General features: G+C 61.6%; 16 protein-coding genes, 2 tRNA genes and 1 pseudogene. 9 read left to right on the top strand and 10 right to left on the bottom strand.

Annotated elements, in window-relative coordinates; translation table 11 throughout:
• Positions 1-110: 110 nt before the first annotated feature.
• Together I8746_RS27275 and I8746_RS20530 are read right to left on the bottom strand one after the other, a co-directional pair.
• Positions 111-215: pseudogene (locus I8746_RS27275) on the bottom strand (dihydroorotase); the annotation flags it as partial.
• Positions 216-264: 49 nt separating this feature from the next.
• Positions 265-738, bottom strand: coding sequence for a Dps family protein (locus I8746_RS20530; protein ID WP_012051474.1), 474 nt, complete (start codon positions 736-738; stop codon positions 265-267).
• 279 nt (positions 739-1,017) lie between these two features.
• On the opposite strand from I8746_RS20530, the gene I8746_RS27375 reads away from it, so the two are divergent.
• On the top strand, positions 1,018-1,611 hold the full coding sequence (locus I8746_RS27375; RefSeq protein WP_003254784.1) for a cold-shock protein: 594 nt from the start codon (positions 1,018-1,020) through the stop codon (positions 1,609-1,611).
• A 121-nt stretch (positions 1,612-1,732) separates the two neighbouring features.
• On the opposite strand, the gene I8746_RS20520 is transcribed toward I8746_RS27375, so the two are convergent.
• Both I8746_RS20520 and I8746_RS20515 read right to left on the bottom strand, forming a co-directional pair.
• Positions 1,733-1,939 carry a SlyX family protein gene (locus I8746_RS20520; RefSeq protein ID WP_012051473.1) on the bottom strand — a complete coding sequence of 69 codons (207 nt, stop codon included), beginning with the start codon at positions 1,937-1,939 and terminating at the stop codon, positions 1,733-1,735.
• 1 nt (position 1,940) lies between these two features.
• A complete protein-coding gene (locus I8746_RS20515) occupies positions 1,941-2,360 on the bottom strand; it encodes an HIT domain-containing protein (protein WP_012051472.1) in 420 nt (139 codons plus the stop codon).
• Between the two features lie 691 nt (positions 2,361-3,051).
• Here I8746_RS20515 and I8746_RS20510 point away from each other — a divergent pair.
• From I8746_RS20510 to I8746_RS20500, 3 genes are all read left to right on the top strand, one after another.
• Positions 3,052-4,317, top strand: coding sequence for an OprD family porin (locus I8746_RS20510; RefSeq protein WP_012051471.1), 1,266 nt, complete (start codon positions 3,052-3,054; stop codon positions 4,315-4,317).
• A gap of 160 nt (positions 4,318-4,477) precedes the next feature.
• Positions 4,478-6,193, top strand: a complete 1,716-nt coding sequence (locus tag I8746_RS20505) for a proline--tRNA ligase (protein ID WP_004575745.1) — start codon at positions 4,478-4,480, stop codon at positions 6,191-6,193.
• A gap of 20 nt (positions 6,194-6,213) precedes the next feature.
• On the top strand, positions 6,214-7,167 hold the full coding sequence (locus I8746_RS20500; RefSeq protein ID WP_012051470.1) for a hypothetical protein: 954 nt from the start codon (positions 6,214-6,216) through the stop codon (positions 7,165-7,167).
• A gap of 26 nt (positions 7,168-7,193) precedes the next feature.
• Here I8746_RS20500 and dinB read toward each other — a convergent pair whose 3' ends face one another.
• Positions 7,194-8,252: a DNA polymerase IV gene (gene dinB / locus I8746_RS20495; protein WP_162182120.1), complete on the bottom strand. Its 1,059-nt coding sequence runs from the start codon at positions 8,250-8,252 to the stop codon at positions 7,194-7,196.
• A 221-nt stretch (positions 8,253-8,473) separates the two neighbouring features.
• On the opposite strand from dinB, the gene I8746_RS20490 reads away from it, so the two are divergent.
• From I8746_RS20490 to I8746_RS20475, 4 genes are all read left to right on the top strand, one after another.
• Positions 8,474-8,550, top strand: a tRNA-Met gene (locus tag I8746_RS20490).
• A gap of 134 nt (positions 8,551-8,684) precedes the next feature.
• Positions 8,685-8,761: transfer RNA gene (locus tag I8746_RS20485), tRNA-Met, on the top strand.
• A 261-nt stretch (positions 8,762-9,022) separates the two neighbouring features.
• Positions 9,023-11,665 carry a bifunctional lysylphosphatidylglycerol flippase/synthetase MprF gene (gene mprF, locus I8746_RS20480; protein WP_017148149.1) on the top strand — a complete coding sequence of 881 codons (2,643 nt, stop codon included), beginning with the start codon at positions 9,023-9,025 and terminating at the stop codon, positions 11,663-11,665.
• The gene (locus I8746_RS20475) at positions 11,665-12,957 is read left to right on the top strand and encodes a virulence factor family protein (protein WP_014861198.1); all 1,293 of its coding nucleotides are present in this window, start codon (positions 11,665-11,667) and stop codon (positions 12,955-12,957) included. Before mprF ends, I8746_RS20475 begins: the two co-directional genes overlap by 1 nt.
• 49 nt (positions 12,958-13,006) lie before the next feature.
• Here I8746_RS20475 and I8746_RS20470 read toward each other — a convergent pair whose 3' ends face one another.
• Entirely contained in the window at positions 13,007-14,917 is a 1,911-nt protein-coding gene (locus I8746_RS20470; RefSeq protein WP_012051466.1) for a potassium transporter Kup, read from the bottom strand.
• A 235-nt stretch (positions 14,918-15,152) separates the two neighbouring features.
• Between I8746_RS20470 and rimO the strand changes: the two genes are divergently transcribed.
• Complete coding sequence (rimO, locus tag I8746_RS20465; RefSeq protein ID WP_004576169.1) at positions 15,153-16,484, top strand: 30S ribosomal protein S12 methylthiotransferase RimO; 1,332 nt, start codon at positions 15,153-15,155, stop codon at positions 16,482-16,484.
• 71 nt (positions 16,485-16,555) lie between these two features.
• Here rimO and I8746_RS20460 read toward each other — a convergent pair whose 3' ends face one another.
• The 4 genes from I8746_RS20460 to I8746_RS27370 all read right to left on the bottom strand — a co-directional run bounded on the left by I8746_RS20460 (position 16,556) and on the right by I8746_RS27370 (position 20,462).
• Positions 16,556-17,305 (bottom strand): hypothetical protein, encoded by a 750-nt coding sequence (locus tag I8746_RS20460; protein ID WP_012051465.1) that lies wholly within the window; start codon positions 17,303-17,305, stop codon positions 16,556-16,558.
• A 54-nt stretch (positions 17,306-17,359) separates the two neighbouring features.
• On the bottom strand, positions 17,360-18,979 hold the full coding sequence (locus I8746_RS20455) for a DUF5666 domain-containing protein (protein ID WP_221101020.1): 1,620 nt from the start codon (positions 18,977-18,979) through the stop codon (positions 17,360-17,362).
• Positions 18,976-19,821: a DUF6502 family protein gene (locus I8746_RS20450; RefSeq protein WP_221101019.1), complete on the bottom strand. Its 846-nt coding sequence runs from the start codon at positions 19,819-19,821 to the stop codon at positions 18,976-18,978. The genes I8746_RS20455 and I8746_RS20450 overlap by 4 nt, the downstream gene beginning before the upstream one ends.
• A gap of 191 nt (positions 19,822-20,012) precedes the next feature.
• Entirely contained in the window at positions 20,013-20,462 is a 450-nt protein-coding gene (locus tag I8746_RS27370) for a hypothetical protein (RefSeq protein ID WP_409078020.1), read from the bottom strand.
• Positions 20,463-20,511: the final 49 nt, after the last annotated feature.

Below are 20,511 nucleotides of genomic sequence, written 5' to 3'. Positions count from 1 at the left end.
TGCGTCGCGAAAGGGCCGCGCAGCGGCCCCAGGATCTCGGCATCATGCATAGATTGCTGGGGCCGCTTTGCGGCCCTATCGCGACACAAGGCCGCTCCCACAGGCGTTACTCAGGCCTCGTGGCAGATGTGCCCGTCGACCAAGGTATAACGCACTGCACCTGGCAGGCGGCTGCCGATGAATGGTTGGGCACCGGCTGCGCCGGTGTTCGCGGGCGTGCCCGCTCCCACAGGGGTTGCGCAAGCTTTCCGCCTTGAGCAACGGTTACTCGCCGTCGAGCAGTACCCGCAGCATCCAGGCGGTTTTCTCGTGCACCTGCATGCGCTGTGTCAGCAGGTCGGCGGTCGGCTCGTCACTGACCTTGTCCACCACAGGAAAAATGCTGCGCGCAGTGCGTACCACGGCCTCCTGCCCCTGAACCAACTGGCGGATCATCTCGTCTGCCGGGGGGACGCCTTCCTCCTCCTTGATCGACGAGTGCCGTGCATAAAATGCATACGAACCCGGTGCCGGGAAGCCCAAGGCACGGATGCGCTCGGCGATCGAATCGACTGCCAGCGCCAGTTCGTTGTACTGCTCTTCGAACATCAGGTGCAGGGTGCGGAACGACGGGCCGGTGACGTTCCAGTGAAAGTTATGGGTTTTCAGATACAGCACGTAGGTATCCGACAACAGGCGGGACAGCCCATCGACGATGGACTTGCGATCTTCTTCACTGATACCGATATCGATTGCCATGAAGCTCCCCTTTCCATAAGGCTTGAGACTCAAGCGGGCGCCGACCACTGTAGCAATACTTGTCGCATCCCGCATGTGACATGGCGCAATACATCGCCACTGGGCGGCCCGCGGTTTGAGTAGGCTGCGGCTTTACTGTTAAATAGGCACTGTGCCACCCGTGCGGACTGTCATTGCCGGGTGCATAGGCTGGCCGCCACGTGTTCGCGCTCTATATCTCATGCGCACCGTGCTGCCAGCTCTTCCTGTGATCGGCCTTATCAACAGTGAGCCAACCCCATGTTCAAGATCGTCCATCTGGTGACGGGCGTCGCAGCTTTGCTGCTATCGCTCATACCCAGCCTGAAAACCGATGCGACACCCTTCCTGCAACAACCCGACGCGGTCTACCTGGCCCTGCTCGGCCTGCTCAATCTGGTGCTGGCCCCGGTCGTGCCGCTGTATCATCGCGGCGCGCGGCAACAACTGCAGCACCTGGCCTGCGCCCTGCTGGTGGTCGCCGTCGTGCTGCAGACCCTGACGCTACTGGCCCGCCCGGAAATGGGCAACCTGGCAGCCCTGGTGTGTGCGGCGCTGGCCGTGGCCCTGCATCTGGCCGTGGGCTTTGCCCGCAGCCCGCGCAAGGCACGCGGCAGTCAACACGTGGCACAAGATGCCGGCAACCGTGATACCGGCACCGTCAAATGGTTCAACACATCGAAAGGCTTTGGTTTCATCTCCCGAGACTCGGGTGATGACATTTTCGTGCACTTTCGGGCCATCCGCGGCGAGGGCCACCGCATTCTGGTCGAAGGCCAGCGCGTGGAGTTTTCGGTGATGCACCGCGACAAGGGCCTGCAGGCCGAAGACGTGGTTGCAGTAACCCGCCGCTGACCAACGGCTGACCGGCCGACGCTATCAACGGTAAGCCCGCCTGCACAAGGGCCGTGCTGCACCTGAAGGCAGCATCATACCTGTGGCGGCTGGCTTGCCGGCGATAGCAGCCTGGAACAACTCAATAATGAGGAGGCGGGGCCTCTTCCCCTTCGCTGCCATACTGGCCAACCATCTCTTCATGACGCTTGATCAGCTCGGCCATCTGCAATTGCAGCCGCTCGATCACACGCGCTTGCTCCACCACCACGTCATTCAGCGCCTGGATAGCGTCATCCTGAAACGCCTGACGGGTTTCCAGTTCGACCATCCGCATTTCCAGTGTCATCTCAGGCCTCTTGGTAACCAGCAAGTTGTAGCCCGCGCAGGCGCTGGCGAACGGCTTGCAGTTGATCATCGGTGTAGTCCACAGGCGCACACTTGCCCCATACCGGTGCCGGCCACGCGGCGTCGTCGCGCTGGCGCACAATCACATGCATGTGCAACTGGCTGACCACGTTGCCCAAGGTAGCCACGTTCATCTTGTCGGCCCCATAGCTGGCCTTCAGCGCTTCTGCCAACAAGGTGGTTTCCTGCCACAACTGCTGTTGCTCTGCCGCATCCAGCTCGAACAGCTCACTGACACCAGCGCGCTTGGGCACCAGAATGAACCATGGGTAATTGGCATCCTTGCTCAGCAGCAACTGGCACAGTGAAAACTCTCCCAACACCAGCGAATCCTGCTGCAAACGCGAATCGAGGACGAACACGGCATATCTCCTTCAGGCAATACCATCCCGCTTCAGGCGGAAAACAGGCCAGCAAGGATACCTTGCACACTGCCGGTAACACAGCGCTACTTTTCGCACCAAAATGAGGCCACCTGCCCGCCCTCCCCACACTGACCACCCCACAAACGACGCCGGATGAACAAGTTGCGGTAACACCTTGACTCTAATGGCAGGTTTTTAAATTTTAATGATTCTCGATCCCAAAAAACACTCACGCAGCCTTCGTCCCGCATTTACGGCACTTTCCGACCCTCGGTAGCAGGTTTTGTGAAAATTTCATGAACTGTTGCGAATTTTGAGCACGCTTGTTGCATTCCCTTCACGCCAAGTCGGCACGACATCTGCAGTGGCAGCTGTACGCGACAAATAACAACAGCGACATGGGTGACCAGGGAGTTTCCTCAACCGGAATCGGCAATTACCGATTCATTACGGTGACAGGAACAGCGCTGAGGTTATACGGCCCCTGCACCGGGGCGTGATTTGCGACATGGAAATACTTAAAAGCGACACGGTGAAAAAGTTCCGCAAAGAGTGCTTATAGCCATATCGCCAACAACAGTCTGCGTGCTATACATTTTCGCCGACATAACAAGAAAGAGCTGCCCCATATAACTAAAAGACTTGGACGCAGCGGTACTCTTCCTAAAAACCAAAGGAGCAAATCACGATGCGCGTGATGAAGTGGAGCATGATCGCCCTGGCCGTTTCGGCAGGGACCTCGCAGTTGGCAATGGCCTCGGCACAGGACGAGTCCAAAGGTTTCATCGAAGACAGCAAGCTGAGCGTCAAGACCCGCATGCTGTATTTCAGCCGTGACTTCCGCAACAACGAAGGCGGTCAGAGCCGTCGCGAAGAAACCGGCCTGGGCTTCGTCGGCACCTTCGAGTCCGGCTTCACCCAAGGCACCGTGGGTGTAGGTGTCGACGCCATCGGCATGCTCGGCCTGAAACTGGACAGCGGCAAGGGCCGTGCCGGTACCGGCCTGTTCCCGACCGGTTCCGACGGCCGTTCGCAGGATGACTACTCCAAGGGCGGCGGCGCGGTCAAATTCCGCATCTCCGACACCGTGCTGAAAGTGGGTGACCAGTTCACCGCGCTGCCGGTCTTCGCCACCGATGACAGCCGCCTGCTGCCAGAAATCGCCCAGGGCACCCTGATCACCAGCAACGAGATCGAAGGGCTGACCCTGCACGCTGGTCACTTCACCAGCCTGACTGCCCAGGAACAAACCAACCGCGACAGCTTCGGCCTGAAGGAAGCCAACGTGGTCGGCGGCACCTACGCCTTCACCGACAACCTCAGCACCAGCCTGTACTACTCGAAGGTTGAAGACTACTGGCGCAAATACTACGCCAACGTCAACTGGGCGCTGCCAATCTCCGACAATCAAGGCCTGGTGTTCGACTTCAACATCTATGACACCAAGAGCGAAGGCTCTGCCGAGTACCGCGCATTCGATGGCGAGAAGCTGGACAACCGCGCGTTCAGCCTGTCGGGCGCCTACAACATCGGCGCTCACACCTTCACCCTGGCCTACCAGAAAGTCACCGGCGACGGCGACTATGGTTATGGTATCGACGGTGGCGGCACCATCTTCCTGGCCAACTCCGTGGCCCGCTCCGACTTCAACGCCGAAGACGAGAAATCCTGGCAGGCTCGCTACGACCTGAACTTTGCCGAATACGGCATTCCAGGCCTGACCTTCATGACCCGTTATGTACGCGGTTCCGACGCCAACGTCGCCGGCACCACCAACGGCAAAGAATGGGAACGCGACGTCGACATCAAGTACGTGCTGCAGGAAGGCCCGGCGAAAGACCTGAGCTTCCGCGTGCGTCAAGCCACCTACCGTTCTTCCGATGGTGTCTACTACGATTCCCCATCGATCGACGAACTGCGCCTGATCGTGGAGTACCCGCTGAGCATCCTGTAAGCCTGGCTTGCAGTGCCCCGCACCTGAAAAAGCCCGGCAATCACGCCGGGCTTTTTCTTGGCTGACAAGTGTCACGCCCTGGGGCATCCTGTACGCCTTCGTTTCCCCCCCGTACAATGCGGGGCTATTTCAACGTCTTAGGCAATCGACACGGCTAACCATGCGCACCAGTCAATATTTGCTCGCCACCCAGAAAGAAACCCCTGCCGACGCAGTGGTCATCAGCCATCAGCTCATGCTGCGTGCCGGCATGATCCGCAAACTGGCCTCCGGCCTGTATACCTGGCTGCCGATGGGCTTGCGGGTAATGCGCAAGGTCGAAGCCGTGGTGCGTGAGGAAATGAACGCCGCCGGCGCCCTGGAGGTGCTGATGCCGAGCATCCAGCCCGCCGAGCTGTGGCAGGAATCCGGTCGCTGGGAGCAATACGGCCCTGAGCTGCTGCGCCTGAAAGACCGCCACCAGCGTGACTTCTGCGTCGGCCCTACCCACGAAGAAGTGATCACCGACCTGGCCCGTAACGAGCTGTCCAGCTATAAACAGCTGCCGCTCAACCTGTACCAGATCCAGACCAAGTTCCGTGACGAAATCCGCCCGCGCTTCGGCCTGATGCGTGGCCGCGAGTTCATCATGAAGGACGCCTACTCGTTCCATGCCGACCAGGCTTCCCTGCAGGAAACCTACGACCGCATGCACCAGGCGTACAGCAACGTGTTCACCCGCCTGGGCCTGGACTTCCGCCCAGTGCAGGCCGATACCGGCTCGATCGGTGGCAGCTACTCGCACGAGTTCCACGTACTGGCCGAGTCCGGCGAAGACGACGTGATCTTCAGCGACAGCTCCGACTACGCCGCCAACATCGAGAAGGCCGAAGCCATCCCGCGTGAAACCGTGCGCCCTGCCCCTACCGAGGAGCTGCGCCTGGTCGACACCCCGAATGCCAAGACCATCGCCCAGTTGGTGGAAAACCACGGCCTGCCGATCGAAAAGACCGTCAAGACCCTGATCGTGCGCGGTGCCGAAGAGGGCAAGCTGATTGCCCTGATCGTCCGTGGCGACCACGAACTGAACGAAATCAAGGCCACCAAGCTGGAACAGGTTGCCGACCCGCTGGTCATGGCCACCGAAGCCGAACTGCGCGACGCCATTGGCGCCGGCGCCGGCTCGCTCGGCCCGCTCAACCTGCCACTGGAAATCATCATCGACCGCTCGGTTGCCCTGATGAGCGACTTCGGCATTGGCGCCAACATCGACGACAAGCACTACTTCGGCGTCAACTGGGAACGCGACCTGCCGGTGCCACAGGTTGCCGACCTGCGTAACGTGGTCGAAGGCGACCCAAGCCCGGACGGCCAGGGCACCCTGGTGATCAAGCGCGGCATCGAAGTGGGCCACATCTTCCAGCTGGGTACCAAGTACAGCGAGGCATTGAAATGCCAGGTACTGGGCGAGAACGGTAAGCCGGTGGTTCTGTCGATGGGCTGCTACGGCATCGGCGTTTCCCGCGTGGTCGCCGCGGCCATCGAGCAGAGCTATGACGACAAGGGCATCATCTGGAACGACGCCCTGGCCCCGTTCCAGATCGCTCTGGTACCGCTGCGCTATGAAACCGAGGTGGTCCGTGAGGCAACCGACAAGCTGTACGCCGAACTGACTGCTGCCGGCTTCGAAGTGCTGCTGGACGACCGCGACAAGAAGACCAGCCCAGGCATCAAGTTTGCCGACATGGAGCTGATCGGCATCCCACACCGCATCGTCGTCAGCGATCGCGGCCTGGCCGAAGGCAACCTGGAGTACAAGCACCGCACCGAGCAGGACGCCCAGGCGTTGCCGCTCAATGAAGTGCTGACCTTCCTGCAGGCCCGCGTTCGCCGCTGATAACCAATGCACGAGTGATCATGTACAAGCGAAGTACCTTTACCCTTGGGGGCGCCGCACTGTGCGGCGCCCTGCTCGTCAGCGGCTGCGCCAACCAGATGTCCCAGCGCAGCGACCATGAGGAGCGCGTCGAGCGCAAACTGCTCGAGCACACCCTGCAGATCGATGTCGGCGAGCCGAAGGTGATGGAGCTTCCGCAGCGACGTGTGCGCGTGCATGAGCAAAAGCGCTTCGAAGTGACCGAATTCGAAGTGACCCGTCGCTATGACCGCTACACGCCTTACCAACCCTGGCGGGAGATCTACGAGATCCCGCTGGGTGCAGTGGCCGTGGTGGCGGGTGTCGGCGCCAATGTGGTCAACGTCTTCGCTTTGGGCAACCTGCCGCAAAGTATCACCCACGACTGGCTCAGCTATGGCGTGGATGGGCTCAATCCGTTCATGAACGTGCCATCCAACGGCCGCGCCCAGCAGAACCTGGCCGGGATCAGCGAAGTGCAGAAAGACAAGCGAGAGGAATCCACCAGCCTGCCCTGGAGCGAGCGCCTGGTCGAGGTCAAGGCCGGCAAGATGACCCACGAGCTGACCACCGACCGCAACGGCGTGCTGCGCCTGAACCTGCTCGACAGCCCGTTCTCCGAGCAAAACCTCAACCACGTCGGCACCCTGCACCTGCAAGTACTTGACGAGGACAATGCGGTACGAGGCGATGCCAGCCTGTTGGTCAGCGCTACCCTGCGCAATAAGCTGCTCGAAGCCCATGAACTGATCTTCGATGACCTCGAAGATGATGATGTCGGCCAGTGGGTGCACCGGGTCAAGCGCCTGTCCGAACTGGGCCTTGAAGAGGAAGCCAGTGAAATGGAACAGAGCCTGATCGAGCTGACCCGCAACGATCCGGAGCTGCAACAGGAGTTCTTGCAGTCGCTGACCAAGGCCACTGGCCGGTTGGTGGCGGATCCAGGCGTGCATTAATAGAAGGGGCTGCATTGCAGCCCCTTTCATTTAGGCGGGAACAGCTCCAGCTGTTCATGTGCGCCCCGCAAGTCACGCAACCTCACCCCTACCCCTAGCAAGCGTACCGGCTTGCCGCCACGGGCGAACGCCTGCCCCAGCAATTGCCGATAACTCTCCAGGTCCCGGCCGGCCCCGGCTTGCTCCATGGTGGTCTGGCTGAAGTCATGGAACTTGACCTTGACGAACGGCTTGTCTGGCAGGTAACTGCTGTCCATTCGAGCGATGCGTTCGTTCAGGCTAGCCAGCAGATCTGGCAGCCGCGCCAAGCAACTGGCCAGGTCTGGCAGGTCGGTGTCGTAGGTGTTTTCCACACTCACCGACTGGCGTCGGCTGTCGTTATGCACCGCACGCTCATCGATCCCCCGCGCCAGCCCCCACAACCGCTCGCCAAAACTGCCGAACTCGCGCACCAATGCCAGCCGTGACCACTCACGCAAATGCAGGCAGGTTTCGATGCCCAGCCGCGTCAGTTTGTCGGCCGTCACCTTACCCACCCCATGCAACCTGGCCACCGGCAAGGCTGCAACGAACGTTTCCACTTCATTTGGGGTAATCACGAACAGCCCGTTGGGTTTGCGCCAGTCACTGGCGATCTTGGCCAGAAACTTGTTAGGCGCCACGCCAGCCGACACGGTGATATGCAGGGTGCGGGCAACACGCCGGCGTATATCCTCGGCAATGCGCGTGGCGCTGCCCGAATACCACTGGCTGTCGCTTACATCCAGATAGGCTTCGTCCAAGGACAAAGGCTCGATGAGCTCTGTGTAGTCGCGAAAGATCGTGTGAATTTCCCGCGAGGCCTCACGGTAGGCCTCGAAGCGCGGCTTGACGATCAAAAGATCGGGGCAGAGCTTCAGCGCATGCCGCGATGACATGGCCGAGCGCACGCCATAGGCACGCGCTTCATAGTTGCAGGTGGCGATTACCCCGCGATGGTCGGGCGAGCCCCCCACTGCCATGGGGCGACCGGCCAGGCGCGGGTCATCACGCATCTCGATCGCAGCGTAGAAACAATCGCAGTCGACGTGGATGATCTTGCGCAAGGACATGGACGACCGTCAGCACTGTAAATTCATACAGATAGTATCGCATGCGCCCTCCTCGGAAACAGCTCACCTGCTTTGCTACACGATAATCGGCCTGAAAGCCCCGCCGTGACTGAGCTGTACACGGATATGAAGCGCTAAGGGTTTGAACAAAAAAGGTTTTTCCAAAACAATTGCTTGACATCAGTGCGTAAATCCGTAGAATTCGATCTCACAGGCGCGGGATGGAGCAGCCTGGTAGCTCGTCGGGCTCATAACCCGAAGGTCGTCGGTTCAAATCCGGCTCCCGCAACCAGATTCGAGAAAAGGCCACTGTTAACGCAGTGGCCTTTTTCTTTGCCCGTTAAAAAGCTTTTCCGAAAAAGCCTCGAAAAATCAAAGCCTAGCGCTTGACATATAAACTACACGCTGTAGAATCCGCCCCACTGACGCGGGATGGAGCAGCCTGGTAGCTCGTCGGGCTCATAACCCGAAGGTCGTCGGTTCAAATCCGGCTCCCGCAACCATATTCGTCAGAACAAACCCCGCCTGTGTAAAAGCAGCGCGGGGTTTGTTGCTTTATACCTCCCTGATTTTCGTCGCCTCGATTTTCCCTCCCCTCATGCCAACCCGCAGGCTTGAGATGTCGTGCCCAGGATGAACTATCTTTAACCCTGCCAAGCCGCTGCAAACGCCTGAGGCCGGAGTAACATTGGATACGTTTTCCTAAGGGACTTTCACTTGGCCGCACCTTTCCTTCACCTCGCGCTGCATGCCCGGGGCAACTCATGACTTCGCACAATCCCGAACCTCCGGTGCCACTCGCTACGGCGCTACCCGGTGCTGTGCAGCGCCTGCCCCTACTCGAACGCCTGAGTCGCTACCGCCAGCCCATAGGCCTGATAGTGACCCTGTTACTGTTCACGATGGCCTTGATTGCCTGCCGCCACTTGCTGAGCGAGCTGGACATCTATGCCTTGCACGATGCCATGCTCAGCGTGCCCACCCAGTCATTGCTGGGCGCCTTGCTGGCAACGGTGATCGGCTTTGTGATCCTGCTGGGCTACGAGTGGTCGGCCAGCCGCTATGCGGGCGTGAAACTGCCAGCACGCAGCCTGGCACTGGGCGGCTTCAGCGCCTTTGCCATCGGCAACGCCATCGGCCTGTCGATGCTCTCTGGCGGCTCGGTTCGCTATCGCCTGTACGCACGGCAAGGGCTTGGTGCTGGCGAAGTCGCACGCATGACCGTGTTTGCCAGCCTGTCACTGGGCTGCGCGCTGCCGCCCCTGGCCGCCTTGGCGACATTGAGCAACCTGCCGGCGGCCTCGACAGCGCTCGGGTTGGCGCCCGGCCTGCTGGCAGCTGTTGCCGGCGCCGTGCTGGTGGTGTCTGCCTTACTGGTAATTGGCTTGTACCGCCGACGCCTGGCCGAGCAACCGGCGGCCAATAACCTGCTCGTTCAACTGGGGCGGCGCACACTTCGCCTGCCGGATGCACGCCTGGCGGCCCTGCAATTGCTGATTACCGCGCTGGATGTGGCGGCGGCGGCTACCGTGCTCTACCTGTTGCTGCCCGAAGCCCCTCCTTTCGGCGCGTTCGTGCTGGTGTACCTGCTGGCCTTGGCTGCGGGCGTGCTCAGCCACGTACCGGGCGGCGTCGGAGTGTTCGAAGCGATCCTGCTGGCGGCCTTTGCCGACCAGCTCGGTGCCGCACCGCTGGCGGCTGCCTTGCTGCTGTACCGGCTGATCTATGTGGTACTGCCACTGCTGCTGGCCTGCGTGTTGCTGCTGGCCAATGAAGCCCGACGCCTGCTGTTTGCGCAACAGGCCATCAAGGCCGCTTCAGGTCTGGCCGCACCGATCCTGTCGATTCTGGTGTTCCTGTCCGGCGTGGTGCTGCTGTTTTCCGGTGCCACGCCCGAGATAGATACACGTCTGGAGCATATGGGCTTCCTGGTGCCACACCGGCTGATCGACGCCTCTCATTTCGGCGCCAGCCTGATCGGTGTGCTATGCCTGCTGCTGGCCCAAGGCCTGCGCCGGCGCCTGTCCGCCGCCTGGCTACTGACCACCGTGCTGTTGCTGGTCGGCGCCCTGCTGTCGCTGTTGAAGGGCTTTGACTGGGAAGAGGCTTGCCTGCTGACCTTTACCGCCGCCCTGCTCGCACTGTTCCGCCGCTCGTTCTATCGCCCCAGCCGACTGCTGGAGCTGCCCTTCTCACCGGTTTTCCTGGTGGCCAGCGCCTGTACGGTGGGCGCATCAGTGTGGCTTCTGCTGTTCGCCTACCAGGATGTGCCTTACAGCCATCAGCTGTGGTGGCAGTTCACCCTCGATGCCGACGCGCCACGCGGCCTGCGCGCCGCCATGGGCAGTGCCTTGCTGCTGGCTGCCGTGGCACTGACGTGGCTGCTGCGCACAGCGCCGCCCGTGATCCACCTGCCCGATGAAGAAGAGCTGCAACGCGCCAACCGCATCCTGCAGGCCTCCGACCAACCCGACGGCGGCTTGGCGCTGACTGGCGACAAGGCGTTGCTGTTCCACCCGCGTGGTAACGCGTTCCTCATGTACGCCCGGCGCGGCCGCAGCCTGGTGGCGCTGTACGACCCGATAGGCCCGGCCCAGGAACGCGCCGAGATGATCTGGCAGTTCCGCGACCTGTGCGACCTGCACCACGCACGCCCCGTGTTCTACCAAGTACGTGCGGAGAACCTGCCGTTCTACATGGACATCGGCCTGACCGCATTGAAGCTCGGTGAAGAAGCCCGGGTCGACTTGCGCCGCTTTGACCTTGAAGCCAAAGGCAAGGAGATGAAAGACCTGCGCTACACCTGGAACCGCGGCGGACGCGATGGCCTGAGCCTGGAGATCCATGAGCCCGGCCACGCCCCGCTGGCTGAGCTGAAGGAAATCTCCGACGCCTGGCTCGGCGGCAAGAACGTGCGCGAGAAAGGCTTTTCGCTGGGGCGCTTCAGCCCAGACTACCTGCAGCACTTCCGCATAGCCCTGATTCGCTTCCAGGGCCGCCCGGTAGCCTTCGCCAACTTGCTGGAGACCCATGGGAACGAGCTGGCCAGCCTCGACCTGATGCGTGCGCACCCCGAAGCGCCAAAGCTGACCATGGAGTTCATGATGATCGGCTTGATCCTGCACTACAAAAGCCATGACTACGGGCGTTTCAGCCTGGGCATGGTACCGCTGTCCGGCCTGCAACCCAGGCGTGGCGCCCCCTTGACCCAACGCTTGGGTTCGCTGGTGTTCCGCCGTGGTGAACAGCTTTACAACTTCCAGGGGCTTCGACGCTTCAAGGACAAGTTCCAGCCGGACTGGGAACCCCGCTACATGGCCGTGCCAGCCGGGCTCGACCCGCTGGTGGCACTGGCCGACACCGCCGCTCTGATTGCAGGCGGCCTGACTGGATTGGTGAAACGCTGATGACCCGACGCTTTTGGCTGTACCTGCTGGTTCCCCTGCTGCTGGCCGCCCTGGGTGGTGCGCTGGCCTTCTGGCTGTGGACGCGCCCGGCCCCCGAGGCGCGCCTGGAGCAAATGAGCATCAATGACACCAGCATCACCCGTGTTACCCCTGGCGTGCACCCCAAGGCCCGGGTGGCCATCGGCGTGCCACAAGACCAGGCACTGACGGGCAAGCAACTGCTCGACCTGAGCCAGGCCGGTGAAGCCCAGCTGGTACAGGTGATTCTGCCGCCTGGCGACTGCAGCAAGCAGCAACAGGCCATGGACCAGGCGCTGACCCAACTGCAGGAAAAACCGACCTTGGTCGCCGGCATCGGCCCCGGTGCCACCCAGGCCTGGCGCTGGCTGGCCAGCCAGAACGATGACAAGGCGCGGGCCATTTCCGTGGGCTTCACCCTCGAACAGCCTGACTGCCAGGCTCCGCTGCCCAAATCGGCTGCCCATGGCCACTGGAACGTCGCCTGGAACGACAACCCGGATGACGCCAGCGCCGCCTTCGTGCGCGACCAGGCCAACGCCGAAACCAGCATCAGCGACTACGACATCCACTTGCCACAAGTGCTCAAGGCGCAACTGACCCAAGCCCTGGTCGGCCGCGACGGTAACGCACTGGCCATCCCGGTGGTCGAAGTGCCGGCCGGGCAAACCACAGACACGGTTACCTTGTTCCTCTCTGGTGATGGCGGCTGGCGCGACCTGGACCGCGACGTGGCCGGGGAAATGGCCAAGCTGGGTTACCCGGTGGTGGGCATCGACACGCTGCGCTACTACTGGCAGCACAAGACCCCGGAACAAAGCGCCGCCGACCTTTCCGAGCTGATGCATCACTACCGGCAGAAGTGGGGTACCAAGCGCTTCGTATTGACCGGCTATTCGTTCGGCGCCGACGTGCTGCCGGCAATCTACAACCGCCTGCCCGTCGAGGACCAGCAGCGTATCGACGCGGTGGTGCTGCTAGCCTTTGCGCGCAGTGGCAGCTTCGAGATCGAGGTCGAGGGTTGGCTGGGCAAGGAAGGCCAGGAAGCGCCAACCGGGCCGGAAATGGCCAAGCTGCCAGCGTCCAAGGTCGTGTGCGTATATGGCGTCGAGGAAACCGACGAGAGCGGTTGCACGGAAAAGACGGCAGTGGGTGAACGCCTGAAACTGCCTGGTGGTCACCACTTCGACGAGAACTACCCGGCACTCGCCAAGCGCTTGATTGGCGAGATCGAGACGCGCCAGGGCAAGACCAGCGTAGCTGAACAGAACTGACAAGGGTCAGGGCCGCTCTGCGGCCCTGACCCTTGCTGTGCAAACCCATTCAGATCTCGACCTGCGTCCCCAGTTCGATCACCCGGTTCAACGGCAGGTTGAAGAAGCGCAAGTTGCCGTTGGCATTTTTCAGCAGGAACGCGAACAGGTTGCCCCGCCAGCGCGACATCCCCTCCAGCCGTGACGCGATCACCGTCTCGCGGCTGAGGAAGTAGGTAGTGCGCATGGGCGTGAAGTCCAGGTCATCCAGATGACACAGCTTCAACGCGGCAGGCACGTCCGGCTCATCCATGAACCCAAAGTGCAGCAACACACGGAAGAATCCGTCGCCATAGGCTTCCACCTCGAAACGCTCATGTTCCGGTACCCGCGGCCGGTCTTCGCTGACCACAGTCAGCAGCACCACCTGGCTGTGCAACACCTGGTTGTGCAACATGTTGTGCAACAGCGCATGCGGCACGGCATCGGAGCGTGCCGTCAGAAACACTGCAGTCCCCTCGACCCGGTGCGGTGGCTGAATGCGGATGCTGCTGATGAACAATGGCAATGGCAGGGCACCTTCATCGATGCGCTCGACCAGAATCTGCTTGCCGCGCTTCCAGGTGCTCATCAGCAGGTAGAGCACACCACCGGCCAACACGGGGAAGGCACCACCCTGGACGATTTTCGGCACGTTGGCGGCGAAGAACAGCCCGTCGACAAACAGGAAGCCGACCAGAATCGGCACTGCAAGCAGCGGCGGCCACTTCCACAGCAGCAGCATCACCGCGGACACCAGGATGGTGGTCATCAGCATGGTACCGGTGACCGCAACCCCGTAGGCTGCCGCCAGAGCGCCCGAGGACCCGAAGCCGATGACCAGCAGCACCACACCCACCATCAGCGTCCAGTTCACTGCACCAATGTAGATCTGCCCCTGCTCGTCGCTTGAGGTGTGCTGAATCTGCATACGTGGGATGTAGCCCAGCTGGATGGCCTGACGGGTCAGGGAGAAGGCCCCGGAAATCACCGCCTGCGAAGCGATAACCGTGGCCATGGTGGCCAGCCCGACCAAGGGCAGCAGCGCCCAGCCCGGCGCCAGCAGGTAGAACGGGTTGCGCGCGGCCTCCGGGTTTTGCAGCAGCAGTGCACCCTGGCCAAAATAATTGAGCACCAGCGCCGGGAGCACCAGGATGAACCAGGCCCGGGCAATCGGCTTGCGGCCAAAGTGCCCCATGTCGGCGTACAGCGCCTCGGCACCGGTCAGCGCCAGCACTACCGCACCCAGAATGGCCACGCCAATACCGGGGTGCACCACGAAGAAGTTGACTGCCCAGCCCGGGTTGAACGCCTTGAGTACTTCCGGACTCTGCGAGATGCCATGCACACCCAGCGCGCCCAGCGCCACGAACCAGGTCACCATGATCGGACCAAACAGCTTGCCGATCTTCTCAGTGCCATGTTGCTGCACCAGGAACAGCGCCACCAGCACCACCAGCGAAATTGGCACCACCCAGTGGTCGATGCCATCGAAGGCCAGGCCCATGCCCTCCACCGCCGACAGCACCGACACCGCCGGGGTGATCATGCTGTCGCCATAAAACAGCGAAGCGCCGATCAAGCCACAGATCACCATCAGCGTGCGCAGCCGCGGGTACGCCGCCGTGGCCCGCCGCGCCAGAGCGGTCAACGCCATGGTGCCGCCCTCCCCCTGGTTATCGGCACGCAAGATGAACATCACATACTTGAACGAGACCACCCACAACAACGACCAAAGGATCAGCGACAGGATCCCCAGCACGCCATCATGGTTGACCGACACCCCGTAGCCGCCGGTAAAGACTTCCTTGAGGGTATACAACGGGCTGGTGCCGATATCGCCATAAACTACCCCGACCGCCGCCACGAGCAGGCCCACCGACCGTGACGCACCCTGCTTCCCCTCGTGCCCGCCCTCAGCGTGACTGCTTGCCTGAACCATCGACCACTCCCGCAAACGGCCTTCACGGCCCTTGGTAATCAATCTGCCACCAGGCCCTGGAAGGTACCCCGGCGCAACGGCGCGAAGCATAGCGCAGCGTTCGTCGTATTTCTGCTGGTCAAGCGCCCTTGCGCTCGCTAGAATTGCGCACTTTTTGATCAGAGGCGCCAAAAGCGCCCGTCAAGTTCGCCCCCGATTCCGGCCGGGCGACCTGTATTCAATACCGAGGTTAGTCATGTCCACCACGCCCGCCACCCCCAAGGTAGGTTTCGTAAGCCTGGGTTGCCCAAAAGCCCTGGTCGACTCCGAGCGCATCCTGACCCAGCTGCGCATGGAAGGCTATGAAGTCGTACCCACCTACGAGGACGCCGACGTGGTGGTGGTCAACACCTGCGGCTTCATCGACAGCGCCAAGGCCGAATCGCTGGAAGTGATCGGCGAAGCCATCAAGGAAAACGGCAAGGTGATCGTCACCGGCTGCATGGGCGTCGAAGAAGGCAGCATCCGTGACGTGCACCCAAGCGTGCTGTCGGTCACTGGCCCGCAGCAGTACGAGCAGGTAGTCAACGCCGTTCACGAAGTGGTGCCGCCGCGTCAGGACCACAACCCGCTGATCGACCTGGTGCCGCCACAGGGCGTCAAGCTGACCCCGCGCCACTATGCCTACCTGAAGATCTCCGAAGGCTGCAACCACAGCTGCAGCTTCTGCATCATCCCGTCGATGCGCGGCAAGCTGGTCAGCCGCCCGGTGGGTGAAGTGCTGAGCGAGGCCGAGCGCCTGGTCAAGGCCGGGGTGAAGGAAATCCTGGTGATTTCCCAGGACACCAGCGCCTACGGCGTCGACGTCAAGTACAAGACCGACTTCTGGAACGGCCGCCCGGTGAAGACCCGCATGCTCGAGCTGTGCGAAGCACTGAGCAGCCTGGGCGCCTGGGTACGCCTGCACTATGTGTACCCTTACCCGAACGTTGACGACGTGATCCCGCTGATGGCTGCCGGCAAGATCCTGCCGTACCTGGACATCCCGTTCCAGCACGCCAGCCCGAAAGTGCTCAAGTCGATGAAGCGCCCGGCCTTCGAAGACCGCACCCTGGCGCGCATCAAGAACTGGCGCGAGCAGTGCCCTGAGCTGGTGATCCGCTCCACCTTCATCGTCGGCTTCCCGGGCGAGACCGAGGAAGACTTCCAGTACCTGCTGGACTGGCTGACCGAAGCCCAGCTCGACCGCGTGGGCTGCTTCCAGTACTCGCCGGTGGAAGGCGCCCCGGCCAACGACCTGGGCCTGGCCGAAGTACCGGACGACGTCAAGCAAGAGCGCTGGGACCGCTTCATGGCCCACCAGCAGGCCATCAGTGCTGCCCGCCTGCAATTGCGCATCGGCAAGGAAATCGACGTGCTGATCGACGAAGTCGAGGAACAAGGTTCGGTTGGCCGCAGCTTCTTCGATGCACCGGAAATCGATGGCAGCGTGTTCATCGATGGCGACCATGGTTTCAAGCCAGGCGACAAAGTGCGTTGCCGTGTGGTGGATGCCGACGAGTACGACATGTGGGCTGAACCCATCTAAAACGGCTGAAGCCTGCAAAGCCCCTGCCCCGGCGTTCTCCATAGGGAATGACCGGCGCAGGGGCTTTTTTGTCAGAACGTGTGAAACAGCATCAGGCCGCCCTCGGCATCCGGGCTGGCATCCGAGAAGCCTTTGACTGCATAGAGTTGGACTTTCCACTGCTGGTTGAGCTTGTGGGTGAGGAACAGGGTAAGCTCCTTGATCTGCGCCCCGGTCGAGACCACTTTCTGCCGCCAATCGTAGGAGGCGCCGGCCGAAGTACCGACCGCCACCGGCAGGGCAAAGCCGAGACTGGCAAATACCGGGTCATCGAAGTCGCTATCGGGCGGGTCACCGAACTTCTTCCAACCCAGCGTCGCGAAACCGGTGACCGGGCCAAAGCCCTTGGCTATGTCGACCTGGGTGGTGTAGTCGTACTGGCCGGTGCCCAGGCACTGGTCTTCATCAGCGGTAGGGAATTTGACCTTGCCGATCAGGTCCAGCATCAGGCCGCCGTCACGACCATCGAGCAGTGCATAGGCGGCGCTGGCAACCGTGTCACCCAACCCGCTTTCCACGTCTCGGCAACCACCGGGCAAGGGGTCACCATTGGGGCCGACTTCGGGGTTGGTGATACGCAACCAAGGCACGGTAACCTTGTAGGTCATGGGGCCGCTCTCATACTTGCCGACCACCGGCACATACCAGATTTCCGAAGTGGTGCCGGTACCATAGTCGCCACTTGAATAATCCATGCCAATGGCGGCACTGAAGGTATCGGCCAGCGCCGACACGCAGGTGCACGAGAGCAAACAGGCGAACAGAGGGAGCGTGGGTCTCATTTGCAACTCAGTACTCTTTCGGGAAGCATGACCAGACTTACCCAGCCTAGTTGGCTAACGCCCGGATCGCTCTGGATGCTCGACTTTTTCCACCGTCTCTGCCTTTTCCGGCCTCTCCACCTTTTCAACTTTCTCTGGTAACTCCACCTTTTCGACTCTCTCGACCTTTTCGACCTTTTCGACCCGTTCAGGCTTTTCGACTTTTTCGACTTTTTCGACTTTCTCGACTTTTTCGACCTTCTCGGGCTTCTCGACCTTGTCTACTTTTTCGACCTTTCCGGTGTTTTCGACTTCGACCTTCTCAACCCGATCGGAGCTTCCACTGTTGCTGCGCGTCGATTGCTCCAATGCGTCGAGGTGTACCGACTTTCCCGACTTGTCACCGCTGCCATGGTCACTGGAGCCGTCAACGGCACTGTGCCCACTGTGATCATTGCTGTTTTCATCGCGTTCGCTGGCCCCATCGCTTGCGCCATGACCGCTGCTGGAGCCGCCGGAGCTGCTTCCGTCATGCTCACCTCCGTGCCCCGACTGGCTTCTGTCAGGATTGTCGACACGGTCGTCCTGGAATTCCACGCGGGTTGCCCGCAGCTCGTGAGTTCCATTGAGCACCCCGCTCACCCGCACACGTTGATCAAGCGCCAAGGCCGCTGGCTGCCGGCCGACAATTACGGTGCCCTGCCCCAATGTCACATTGAGACCTGCAACCACCAACTGCCGAGCTTGTGTGCGCTGTACCAGCCCTTCAACCACCGCCTGCTGGACACGACCAGCAAAAGGCAGGCTCGGGTCTGGACGGGTTTGCGCCACTTCAAGCTGGCGCCCGGTCCACTGGCCGCGCACCAGCACCTCACGTGCAGGCGCCACACGGGTACCCAACTTCAACCCTTGAAGGCTGCCAGTGCGATCAACCGCGCCGATGGCGCTGGCCTCCCTCAACCCCGGTGCCCGTTCGATACGGGTCGCCACGACTTCTCCCCGGGCATCGCGCAGGCCGCTGACCCTCACGGGCTCACCCGGGCGCAACCCTTCAGCTACCCGCGCGCCAGCGGCCAGCCGCACGGGTTGCCCCATGACCCGCAGCGGGGCCGAGGCATTGGGCAGCGCCGTCAACGGCCCTTCGAAGACGTTGAGGATCGAAATGCGCCCCGCTTGCAGGCCGCGCTGGGTGGCGAATGCCTCCACCGCCACCACCTGCCCGATCGCCAGGTGACCACTGCTGGCAGGCGCACCGTTTTCACTCACCGGTACGTCCTTGCCATAGTGCACTTCCATGCCATTGACGCAGATCGAGGCGAAGCCGGTGATGGTACCGACGATGCCTGTACCCCCAGTACCACCCGGGCGCAGGATCGGCGTACCGGTACCACCTACATCACCGTGGCGCTGATCAAAGTAGGTGCCGTCCACACCCTCCGCCACCGCGCCTGTGCCGCCTGTACCACCCGGACGTTGCTGGACTGGGGCACCGGTGCCACCGACGCCGCCATTTTCATTGCGCACACCGGTGCCGCCTATGCCACCGGGGAACTGCAGGCCTGCGGCACCGGCCATACCCATCTCGTCACGACTGACACACACCGGCGCTGCGGCCACCTCGGCCGGGGCCATCAGGTTCCACCCGAAAACCAGGGCAAACATGACAGCACTGAGGTAGCGCACAGGAAGTGTCATGGGCCGGGTATCTTCGACGGATCGGAATCGGTAGCTTCAGTGTAGAAATAAAGCCCGACAGTGATGCGCTGACGTTGTTCGATACCGGGCTCATCAGCACTCTCCAACGCTGCTGCAAGCCGGCTGAAGGCAAGTAGTGTATGCATGCCATCCTTGGCTACCACATCTCGCAAATGCTCGACGCTGGCCGGGCTCAAGGCATCGTAGTGCACGCTACGCTCAAAAAATGGCGGGCCTTCGCCGCTGAGGTTGTGCACCGCCGCACAGGCATGGTCATGCAGGTTGTGGCCGAAGTACGCAGCCTTTTCATCAAAACCCTTCTGTGGCACGAATGCATGGGCTTCCAAGTGCACGCAATCCTGCTCATCGAGCCGCACGACGCCCAGGCGCAACCATTCGTCCAACACCACCCGGCCGCGGATATCGGTGCTGACCTTGGCGACCAGGGCGTCGAATGAGCAATCGCCACCCACACTGGCTAGCCGCGCAAGCGCCCTCGCCTGGCCGGGTGCCGAGCAGAATGGTGGGGTGTTGGTCCATACATTGACCAACTGTGCACCTAGCGTGATGTTATCCGGCAGGGCCGCAATTGCAGTGTCACCCTCATTACGCAGCCGCCGGACATCTTTACGATGTACGCCGGTAAGCAGGCTGATGCGGCTATCGGTTGGCGCGGTGTCGTTCAGGCGAAACTCGCGATGGGCCACATCGACGAACACCTCCTTGAGCAGGTCGGTGAACATCGTGTAGGTAACCCCTTTGCGCAGCATCAGGCGCACCAGCGGGCGCATCACACGCCGCAGCGCACTCAGCATCGACGGGGGTAAGACAGGCGATTGCATCGAGGGCATTCCTTGACAGAGGCACCCAGTATAAGACGCGGGAATTAATCCCACGCAAACCGCAATCATATCCCGGCATGGACGAGGAAAAAGCTGTCAGCGCTCATTGGAAATGACGTGATAAAGGCAAGACAGGCCAGAACCTGCTCATACAAAACCCGTCCGCTGGGTTTTGTATGGGCCACTTCGGGTCAGCGCCAATCAGCTTCTGCTGTTGTCATCCCCGGCCTCGCCGCCGGCATGAACACCGTGGTCATCACCCGGTTCGCCACCCACATGGTTGCCGTGATCGTCACCAGGTTCACCACCAACATGATTGCCGTGATCATCGCCAGGCTCACCGCCGACATGATTACCATGATCATCCCCGGGTTCCCCCCCCGCGTGATTGCCATGATCGTCACCCGCTTCAGCATGGTTGCTGCTGCGCCCAGCGTTTGAATTACCGTCGTGGCCACTGCCGCTGTTGCCGGCATGGCCACCACCGTCACCGCCGCTGCCGTGGCCACCACTTCCGCTTCCGCCACCATGGCCACCGCCGCCACCACTTCCACCACCACCGTGGCCACCGCCACCGCCACTTCCACCGCCACCGCCACCGCCACCGCCACCGCCATCTTTAGCGTAGGCACTGGAGCCATGAGAAATCGAGTCAGGGATCAAGGCAATGGACATCGACAACACGCCAGC

This window comes from Pseudomonas sp. USTB-Z, assembly GCF_019691255.1.
Lineage (GTDB): Bacteria > Pseudomonadota > Gammaproteobacteria > Pseudomonadales > Pseudomonadaceae > Aquipseudomonas > Aquipseudomonas alloputida.
This window is presented reverse-complemented; position numbering and strand designations above follow the sequence as displayed.